General features: G+C 68.2%; 7 protein-coding genes and 1 tRNA gene. 5 read left to right on the forward strand and 3 right to left on the reverse strand.

The features are described 5' to 3' along the window. Positions 1 to 41: 41 nt before the first annotated feature. The 5 genes from J0695_RS36600 (at position 42) to J0695_RS36620 (ending at position 6,227) form a co-directional block, all read left to right on the forward strand. Entirely contained in the window at positions 42 to 1,544 is a 1,503-nt protein-coding gene (locus J0695_RS36600) for an NCS1 family nucleobase:cation symporter-1 (RefSeq protein ID WP_206969077.1), read from the forward strand. Positions 1,545 to 1,728: 184 nt separating this feature from the next. After that, positions 1,729 to 2,847 carry a hypothetical protein gene (locus tag J0695_RS36605; protein WP_206969078.1) on the forward strand — a complete coding sequence of 373 codons (1,119 nt, stop codon included), beginning with the start codon at positions 1,729 to 1,731 and terminating at the stop codon, positions 2,845 to 2,847. A 188-nt stretch (positions 2,848 to 3,035) separates the two neighbouring features. Then, a tRNA-Arg gene (locus tag J0695_RS36610) sits at positions 3,036 to 3,107 on the forward strand. Positions 3,108 to 3,110: 3 nt separating this feature from the next. Then, positions 3,111 to 5,426, forward strand: coding sequence for a hypothetical protein (locus tag J0695_RS36615; protein WP_206969079.1), 2,316 nt, complete (start codon positions 3,111 to 3,113; stop codon positions 5,424 to 5,426). A 525-nt stretch (positions 5,427 to 5,951) separates the two neighbouring features. Then, on the forward strand, positions 5,952 to 6,227 hold the full coding sequence (locus J0695_RS36620; RefSeq protein WP_242553653.1) for a hypothetical protein: 276 nt from the start codon (positions 5,952 to 5,954) through the stop codon (positions 6,225 to 6,227). Between the two features lie 21 nt (positions 6,228 to 6,248). Here the strand turns inward: J0695_RS36620 and J0695_RS36625 are convergent, their stop codons facing one another. The 3 genes from J0695_RS36625 to J0695_RS36635 form a co-directional block, all read right to left on the reverse strand. Beyond that, positions 6,249 to 7,985, reverse strand: coding sequence for an amylo-alpha-1,6-glucosidase (locus tag J0695_RS36625; protein WP_206969080.1), 1,737 nt, complete (start codon positions 7,983 to 7,985; stop codon positions 6,249 to 6,251). Between the two features lie 39 nt (positions 7,986 to 8,024). After that, a complete protein-coding gene (locus J0695_RS36630) occupies positions 8,025 to 8,849 on the reverse strand; it encodes a carbohydrate ABC transporter permease (protein WP_206969081.1) in 825 nt (274 codons plus the stop codon). Then, on the reverse strand, positions 8,846 to 9,745 hold a 900-nt coding region (locus J0695_RS36635), incomplete at its 5' end, for a carbohydrate ABC transporter permease (protein ID WP_206969082.1). The genes J0695_RS36630 and J0695_RS36635, both read right to left, overlap by 4 nt.

A 9,745-nucleotide genomic window follows, 5' to 3' on the forward strand; every position in this document is an offset into this window, starting at 1 on the left:
CTTCTTCCTCCCGTCCCCGAACGAAGGCCGGTGCCCCCGCCATGACCGACACCGCGATACCGTCCCACTCGCCGGCCGTCGAGATACCCGACGGCCGTTACGTCAACGACGACCTGCGCCCCGTCCCCGAGTCCCGGCGCACCTGGACGACGTACAACTTCGTGGCCCTGTGGATCGGTATGGCCCACTGCATCCCGTCCTGGACCCTCGCATCGGGCCTGGTCGCGCTCGGCATGGACTGGAAACAGGCGGTCCTCACGATCGCCCTGGCGAACATCATCGTCCTGCTCCCGATGCTGCTCACCGGCCACGCGGGCCCGAAGTACGGCATCCCCTTCCCGGTCCTGGCCCGCGCCTCCTTCGGCCTGCGCGGCGCGAACCTGCCCGCCCTGATCCGGGCGGCCGTCGCCTGCGCATGGTTCGGCATCCAGACCTGGATCGGCGGCCAGGGCATCTTCATCCTGCTCGGTAAGATCTTCGGCGGCTGGACGGAGGCCTCCCACATCGGCGGCTACCCGTGGACGCTCTGGCTCTGCTTCGTGATCTTCTGGGCCATCGAACTCGCCGTCATCTACCGGGGGATGGACACCCTGCGCCGCTTCGAGAGCTGGGCGGCGCCCTTCGTCCTGGTCGGTGCGGTGGTCCTGCTGGTCTGGATCGCGCACAAGGCGGGCGGCTTCGGCCCGCTGCTCGACGAGCCCTCCAAGGTCGGCTGGGGCGCGGATTTCTACAAGATCTTCTTCCCGGGCCTGATGGGCATGATCGGCTTCTGGTCGACGCTCTCGCTGAACATCCCCGACTTCACCCGCTTCGGGAAGGGACAGCGCGCCCAGGTGTGGGGCCAGACGCTGGGCCTGCCCACCACGATGACGCTCTTCGCTCTGATGTCGGTGCTCGTCACCTCGGGCTCGGAGAAGGTCTACGGTGCGGCGATCTGGGACCCGGTGGCGCTCGCGGGCAAGACCGACAACACCTTCGGCCTGCTGTTCGCGCTGATCACGGTCTTCGTCGCGACGATCTCGGTGAACATCGCGGCGAACGTGGTCTCACCCGCGTACGACCTGGCGAACCTGGCCCCGAAGTTCATCAACTTCCGTACCGGCGCGCTGATCACGGGGGTGATCGGTGTGGTGGTGATGCCGTGGAAGCTGATCTCCTCGCCCGAGCTGTACATCTTCACCTGGCTCGGCGTGGTCGGCGGGCTGCTGGGCACGGTGGCCGGGATCCTGATCGCGGATTACTGGATCATCCGCCGCACGGTCCTCGACGTCGCCGATCTCTACCGTCCCGAAGGCCGCTACTGGTACACGGGCGGCTGGAACTGGCGGGCGGTACTCGCCTTCGCGGTCGGCGCGGTCCTGGCGGTGGGCGGTTCGTACTCCACGGTGGACGGGCAGGGCGCCAAGCAGGGACCCTTCCCGGTCGACGGCCTGATCCCCTTCCTCAAACCCCTTGCCGACTACGGGTGGGCGGTGGGACTGAGCTCCTCGCTGGTGCTGTACGCAGTGCTGATGGCAGGCTTCAGGACATCCGAGAGGCGCTGACCCACGCCCGCGGGCCGCGTTCCGCCTGCCTTTCTTGTCGATTCCAACGCTCAGACGAAATAGGGATGTTGAGTCGGACCACCGGCAATCGGCCAGGCTACCGAGTCACCTTCTCAAGACGTCAGCGGGGTTGTTCGAAACCTGGCAACCTGGCTGGACGCTGCCGTGCCCAGGAGGACTCGCCATGACTGAAACCCTGACCGACGCTGTTGACGCCAATGGTGACGACGGCGCCGACAGGGAGGCGGTCGAGCATGAGCGGGCTGAAATGCGGGAGTTCATAAAGGAGTTGAGCGCGGACGACATAAAGTCGGGCAGCTGGTTCACCAAGCTCAGTGCTCAGGCCATGAGCTCGTACACCGACAAGGTCGACTGGCAGTACTTCCAGGAGCGGTTCGAGGGGGTACCAGCGGATGCCGTCGTCGATCAGCGGATCAAGATGGCGGCTCGGTTTGCGGCGCTCGAAGGGGGGCTCTCCGCCGGCGCCTACACGGCGGCCGTTGCCGCCACCATCGGGAGCCTGGGCGGTGCCTCGCCGGCGACCGTTCCGGCTGCCGTCGCGACCATGATGGTCGATGTCGCGTTCATCAGTCGGCTCCAGCTCCGCTTGGCCTACGACATCTCAGTCCTCTACCGGGTCCCGCTCGACCTGTCCGACCCCGAGGACATGTGGAAGCTCATCCGGGTCGCTTTCACGATCAGGGGCGGGGAAGCCGTCCGGGAAGGTCTGGTCAAGTCGGTCCCGCTCATGATGCGGCCGTTGATCAAGCGTTTCTACTCCAAAGCGGTACTGAGCGCTGCGAAGGGGCTCCCGTTCGTCGGGAAGTTTCTTCTGCAGCGCAATGTCATCAAGATCGGTATCCCCGTGGTCGGCGTTCCTCTTGCGGTGGTGTTGAACCGCTATACGACACTGCTCGCGGGGCGGCACGCGCGAGCCGTCTTCCGGAACGAGGCGCGGGTCATCGAAATCGCCGAGGGTCTGAGCGAGCGGAGCCGCCACGCCCAGGTGATGCTGTGGGTCGCGTGGCTGGTCATTACAGCGAACCTGAAGATCTCCGATGACGAGGCGCTGTTGATGCGGCACCTGGTGAGGCTGGTCCGAGATCGGCATCAGGTGGTCGACGAACGGCTTGCTCACCTTGTCGACCTCGACCCTGCTGAGGTGTGGCGGCGCCTGGACGCCGAAGCGGGAGATCTGAGCGAACTCCTCGATGTGGCCGACCGGGTGGCTGCTGTGGACGGTGACGTCAACGCGCGTGAAAAGGCCATCATCTCCGAGCTTCGAGATCACTGCCGCCGTTGATGCCCGGCATCTCATGGTGAGCTGTGCAGCCGTCGGCGTCTGGCTGTGCTGGTCGGGCAGATCGCCTCGGCCGCCGTGCAGTCACGCATTGATCGTCCTGCCAGGCGCTGAGCGACAGAGCCCGTCATTCAGCGTTGCCGAAAACGGGGTTGAGGCCGTGTCGTCCGGACGCCTAGTGTTGCCGCCGACGGCGTGTAGCTCAGCAGCAGAGCACCGGGCTCCGGACCCGGAGGGCGCAGGGGCGGGACCTGCCACGTCGGCTTATGGACGAATTCGCTGATCAGCAGCCCCTCACCGCGAACCCCGGCTACGCCGTCGGCCAGATGGCCAAGGCGTTCACGACCGCGCTCACCCACCACGGCGCCAATACCCGTCACCGGGCAGAAGAGCGCGGCGCGCGCTGGCGGGCAGTGCTTACGGGGATGGCGTCGGGGCGGCTGACCATCGGTTCGCGTACGCCCGTCGAGGGCTTTCCGGACTGGGTGACCCCGCAGGTCGTGCGGGGCGGGTTCGTCACGGGCGTCGCCGGCGCCGAGGGGCCGCTGGAGCCGTACGAGACGGAGGCCGCCGGGCGTTTCGGCATCCCGGCCGACCGGCGGGCGCTCTTCGTGCACTGCCTCACCGAGCCCGGCCTGAACTGGCTGTACGGCCTGCTGGACGACCGTTGCTATGACCTCGTGGTGCCCGAGGAGGCTGCGCTCCTCATGGTGGCGTGGCTGGCCCGCGCCGGGGACGGGGCTGCCGCGCTCGACCTCGTGTCGGAGCTGGAGCCGTTCGCGGACCGGCTGCGGTTCCTGCCGCGCCCCGCAGGGCGGCCCGTTCCCGGCGTGGTCACGGCCGTACACAGGAGCACCGTGGCCGAGGCGGGCGCCGCACTCGCCCGGCGGCGACCGAAGAGGGCTGTCGAGACACAGCGCGAAGCCCTGTCCGTCTGGCAGCCGTTCGGCGACGAACTGCTGACCCTGTGGCTGGAGACTGCCGGGCCCGGCCGCGTCCTCGACACCACTCCGGACGCCGACTGGCACAGTCGCGGCACCGCGATGCTGGCCCGCTACCACCGGCTGGCAGGGAAGCATCCTCTGTGCGGCAAGCACCGTAACCCCAAGGAGAACCTCGCGATCCTGCGCATCGCCCTGGAGGACACCCTGGCCGGCCGTCGCCTCGACGCCCGTCGGCTCGGCCTGCTGCGTCACGCCGCCGAGTCGATGGTGCGCCGCCGCGGCTACCCCGGCTCCCCGCAGCACAGCGCACTCCGCCACCAGCAGGCGCGGCAGGCGGCGCTCCCCTCGCACCACGCGCTCGCTCAGCTGGTTCTGCGCCGCTGCTCCGAACTGCCGCAGGACGAAGGGGTATCCGGCACGGCACCGCTGGTCGCCGAGGTGAGCGAACGGGAACACGGGGAGACCGGCCTGCCCGCAGGGGAGCCGATCCCGGCCGCGATCCGCGCGACGGTCGAGGCCGCGCTCAGCGCCCCGCTCGGCACACTCGTGGAGCGAGGCGTCGTCCCCTCCGCCGAGGTCATGGCCGAACTGGTGCCGCAGCTGGTCGCCGTCACCACCGCCCAGCAGTACGGCGACGAGTCGCTGCGTACGCTGATGTCCGCGAACTACCGGGCGTTCCGCAACCGCCGGTCGCTGCTGCTGCTCGACTTCGCTCGGCAGGTACGCACGGAAGACCTGCCTTGGGTTCGCGCCGTGGCGGGGCAGCGCGACAGCGCGGAGGCCCGAGCAGGCCAGGACCCCGCCCTCGTCGTGCTCCGTCAGCTGGGCGAATTGGCGCTGGAGGGCTTCCCCGGCACGCTCCTGCCCAACCCGCTGGTCCGTGAACTCGGCGTCCTGGCCCGTCAGTCGGAGCTCAAAGCGCCGTTCGTGGAGGAGCTGGCGGCCGACATCTTCATGGGCTCCTTCACCCCGAAATTCCCCAAGGCGGCACGCGTCGCCGCCGAGCTCCTGGTCGGCACGTTCTACGAGCGCTACTACGCCATCGACTACGCGGCGCTTCGTAACCTCGCGATCATCGAGACGTCGGACGGGCTCAACCGCTCGTACGGCGCCCGCACTTCTCCCGGTTTCGCCAAGCTGTGCGTCGAGCGGGCCACTCGTGTCACCCGGACCGCGTCCCGGGCCGGCTCCTGGTCTGTGGCGGCCAACGGCATGGTGATCGAGCAGGCCCAGATCCTCACCACGCACAACCTTGCCGTCCTCGTCCGCTACGTCGGCGTCGCTCCCGACTGGCGTGACCTCGCCGGCCGCGCGTTCACGACGGTGTGCCGCCTGACCGCCCGAGTCCACGGCAACCCGAGCCCACTGAGCACCGTCAAGGACGCTGCGTACGCCTGGCGGCACATGGTCTTCTACCTCTCCCTGTGCACACCGGCCGAACAGGCGTCCTTCCTGGCCTCCTTGGGTGAGGAGGCGGCCCGTCACCCGGCCCATGTGGCGGCACGCCTGGCCCCCGCCCTGTGCGGCCTGCACCAGGTCGCCGCAGGTGGGGCGGCGGACACGGGGGACGGCCGCCGTTTCCTGGGCTGGAGCGTGCGGGGACACTGGATGCTGACCGACGGGGTGGGACGTCAGTAACGGAACGTCGCCCGCGGGTGCCGCGTCTTTGATGCTGTTGAGCTTCGACGTCGAGAGGTCTCGTGCTGCCGGCGATGGGTGCTGAGGGGCGCGCTTGACTGCTCCCGATAGCTGTGTAGCGGTTCGTATCGAATTCGTGTTGCATGCGTCAGGAGTTGTGGCTGTCGGCAGGATTGATGCTGGGTGGTCTGCTGGGGAGCAGTCCTGGGGGACAGGAGTGCTGTGTATGGCAAACACTCAGCGTCATGCGGTCATCGCACAGGAACAGAGAGGCGTGGACCTTGCGTACGCCTGTCTTGAGCAGCGGCGATCAGTAGATTCCGCGGCCGATGTCATGTAACGCGAACACAATGAGATGCCGGCCCCCGGAGCCTCGGCTGCACGAGACGGCGCTTCGGTCCGAGGACCGTGACCTGGTGGTCGTCGCATCCGCGGCGCCGCAGGCCATCGCATGGCGACTGGCTATTTCGACGAACTGCTGCACCGGCAGTACGACGCTGACTTGGACGTTCAGACTTCGACGGAGTGCTCACCGAGTCCTGCGACATCGGCTCGGCGACCTGTGACGACAACCAGAAGCAATTCAAGGGCATTTTCATCCGGCACTTCGCCGACCTCGCGCAGGCAACCGGGTCCAGCACGTACAAGAGTTACGTCCAGAAGCAGTCGGACACCCCCTGGGCGCAGGACCGCACTCCCCTCAAGGCCCTCGGCCAGCGCTGGGCCGGTGTCGTCCCCAACCAGATGGACTGGCGCACCCGGGCCGGCGCCCTCGGTGCGCTCACGGCCGCGGCCGGGTGAGACCGGCAGGTGCACCGAGGCTCAAGTCCGCCTGGCTGGGCCCCGGACCGCGTGGGCCCCGGCGAGCAGGAGGTAGCTGCTGGCCGTCCAGGTGTAGGCGCGGTCCCGCAGTCCCGTTCCGGTCAGGGCGTCGAAGTTCTCGGCGAAGCCGTGGGTCTCGCAGAGGGCGCGGAAGCGGGCGCTGATCTCGTCCGCCAGGCGGTGGTGCCCTGCGCGGCGCAGGCCGTCCTCGACGAGGACCGTGGCGGGGGCCCAGATCGGGCCGCGCCAGTAGCCGTCGGAGGCGTAGTGCGGGGAGGCCGGTACCTCGGTGGCCAGGCCGTACGGGGTGAGGTGCGCCTCGATGCGGTCGGCCAGTGCGCTGCTGATTTCCTCGGGCAGGTGCTCGCCCAGCACGATGGGCATCAGGTCCAGGAGGCTGTCGCTGTGCCAGGTGTTCCCGGTGGCGACCCCCCTGGCCACGAAACGGTCGCCGCGCCAGAGCTGGTCGATCATCGCCGACTGCTTTTCTGCGGCAGTCCGCGTCCATCGGACGGCTTCGTCCGGTCTGTTCAACTGCGCTGCCAGGGACGCAAGTTCGTGGAGCTGGAGCGTGAGGAAGGCCGCCAGGTCCGCGGTGGTGACCACCCGTTCGGGGTCGAAGGTGGTGGCGTTGTCCCAACCGCTGTCATTGCCGTGTTGGTAGTGGGGCAGTGCGGCGTCCGGGGCGCGCCGTGCGGTGAGCCAGAACTCCGTCCAGCGGGTCAGCCTGTCGTACGTCTCGGAGAGGGCTGCATCGCTGAGGGGTGCGGACAGGCGTCGGCGCAGGTGGCCCAGTGCCCAGCCGTGGATGGGGGGTTTGACGAAGTTGTGGAGTATCTCGGAGTGGGTGACCGAGTCGGGGAGCGCTCCGGTCTCGTCCTGGTGGTCGAACGGCAGGTGGAACTGGTCCCACGCCAGGTCCGGGCAACCGGGCGCCAGGGCCAGGGCGTTGAAGCAGTGGTCCCAGCTCCAGACCTTGTCCATCCAGTGTTTGGACATCAGGACGGCGGGACGTGTGACCAGGCCCTTCGGGTGCACGGTCGCCGACCATACGACGTAGGCGGCGAGTTCGGCCGCGGGCGTCGCGGGGGAGCGCCAGGGGGCCACCGTGTCGGCGAAGTCCGCGAAGGCGTTCTGTGCGGTCTCGGCGATCTTGCCGAAGGGCGCCGACGCCGAGTACGCGGGGCGCGCCGTGTTCAGTTCCTCGATCGCCAGCTCCCAGGATCCGTGCGAGGGATCGGTGGCCTCGACGGTGAGGCTGCGCTCGCTTTCGCCCAGGGCCTGACTGCCGTGGATTTCGGTCAGCGTGCCCGCGAGCAGGGTGACTCGGTAGCGGCAGCCGGTTTCGTACGAGGTGAACACGTGCGCGCCGGCGGCCGCGTCGTGGAAGAAGTAGGTGCCGCTGAATGGGGTGAGCGTGCGGGCCGCCGCACTGATGCGCAGGGACAGGCCCGTGCCGCGCAGCCGGATCGTGTCCGGTGACTCATGGGCGAGGTCGATGCGGCCGGTGGGGCCGAGCCAGCTCAGCCGGGCCGGTGTCGCCTCGACGCGGGTCCCGTCGGCCAGAGGTGTGAAGCGCAGTACGCCGTGCATGCCGTTCTGGTGCGAGACGAGGTGGAGGTCGTCCGCCCGGGTCTTCTCCGCCAGTACGGGAGAGATGTTGAACCACGAGCCATGGGTGCTGAACGGGATGTCATGGAGAGAGAAGGCCGGGCCGGTGCGGTCGGCGGTCGTCAAGTGGTTCTCGTTTCCTTGGTGTTGGAGAGGGGGGGCGGCTCAGTCCTTGACCGCGCCGGCGGTCACGCCTGCGGCGACGTAGCGCTGGGCGAGGACGAGGATGACCGTGGCGGGCAACGAGGCCACGACCGCGGTGGCCATGATGGCGTTCCACTCCTGGTTGTTGTTGCCGATGTAGTGGTAGATGCCGAGCGTGATCGGTTCGTGCGCGCCGCCGTTGACCAGGGTGGAGGCGAAGATGAAGTCGGACCACGACCACAGGAACGCGAACAGCGACACCGTGACGACCGCATTGCGGCTGATCGGCATGACGATCGACCAGAAGGTGCGGAAGGGGCCCGCGCCGTCCGTCTTCGCCGCCTGGAGCAGTTCGCCGGGGATCCCGGACATGAAGGCGGTGAAGATCAGTACCGCGAAGGGGACGGCCAGCGTGGAGTCCGCGACGATCAGGCCGGGTATGGACTGCAGCATGCCCAGGCTGAGGTAGATGGCGTAGAAGCCCATCGCCATGATGATGCCGGGGATCATCTGCGCGGCCAGCAGAACGAAGCTGAGGACTCCGCCACCGCGCGGGCGGAGTTTCGCCAGCGCGTAACCGGCGGGGGCGGACAGGACCAGGGTCAGGGCGACGGTGCCCAGGCCGATGACGAAACTGGTGGAGAGATAGGGCAACTGCTCGTCGAGTACCGTCCGGTAGCCGGTCAGGGTGCCGTGGAGGGGGAACAGGTCCGGTGGGCTCTTGCGCATGTCCTGGTCGCGGGTGAAGGAGACGTTCACCATCCAGTAGACGGGGAACAGCATGATCCCGGTCAGCAGGATGCCGACCGCGGTCTTCCCCCAGTGACGTTTTCCGCTTCGGTTCATGACAGCTCCTGCCTGCGCTGTACGCGGAGGTAGATCAGGCCGAACACCAGGGCGGCGACGACAAGGAGGTTGCCGACGGCCGCTCCCGGGCCGAAAGCGGGGAGCAGATTGCCGAAGCCGAGCTGGTACGACCAGGTGGCGAAGGTTGTGGACGAATCCGCGGGGCCGCCCTTGGTCATGATCCAGATGATGTCGAAGACCTTGAGCGTGTAGACGAGCCCGAGGAGCAGGGTGATCGCGGACACCGGGCGCAGCAGCGGGAAGGTGATGCTCCAGAAGCGGCGCCAGGGTCCCGCCCCGTCGAGGGCGGCCGCCTCGTACAGGACATCCGGGATGGACTGCAGGCCGCTGTAGAGCACGACCAGGTTGAACGGGACGCCGATCCAGATGTTCGCGATGATCACCGAGGTCAGTGACCAGGTCGGTGCGGTCAGCCAGTTGACCGGGTCGATCCCCGCAGCGTGCAGGGCCGCGTTGACGATGCCCGAGTCGCTGTTGAGCATCCACGACCAGGTGGAGGCGGACACGATCAGCGGCAGCAGCCAGGGCACCAGGAACAGGGCCCGCAGGGTGGCGGAGAGCCGGAAGTGCTGGGTGAAGAAGACCGCGAGTGCCAGGCCGATGGCGTACTGGAAGAGCAGGCAGACAGCGGTGAACACCACGGTGTGGAGCAGGGCGGGGGCGAAGGTGGGGTCGTCGAAGACGATCCGGTAGTTCTTCAGGCCGGTGAAAGGGGCGTTGCCCTGGACGAAGGAGCGGACGGTGTAGTTGCGCAGGCTCAGGTCGAGGTTGCGGTAGAGCGGATAGGCGTAGAAGAGGACGAGGTAGAGGGCGACAGGGGTGAGGAAGGCCCAGGCGGCCAGCTGCTGGGAGCCGGGGCGCCGCCGGGCCCGCCG

Source organism: Streptomyces beijiangensis (genome assembly GCF_017315755.1).
Taxonomy (GTDB): Bacteria; Actinomycetota; Actinomycetes; order Streptomycetales; family Streptomycetaceae; genus Streptomyces; species Streptomyces beijiangensis.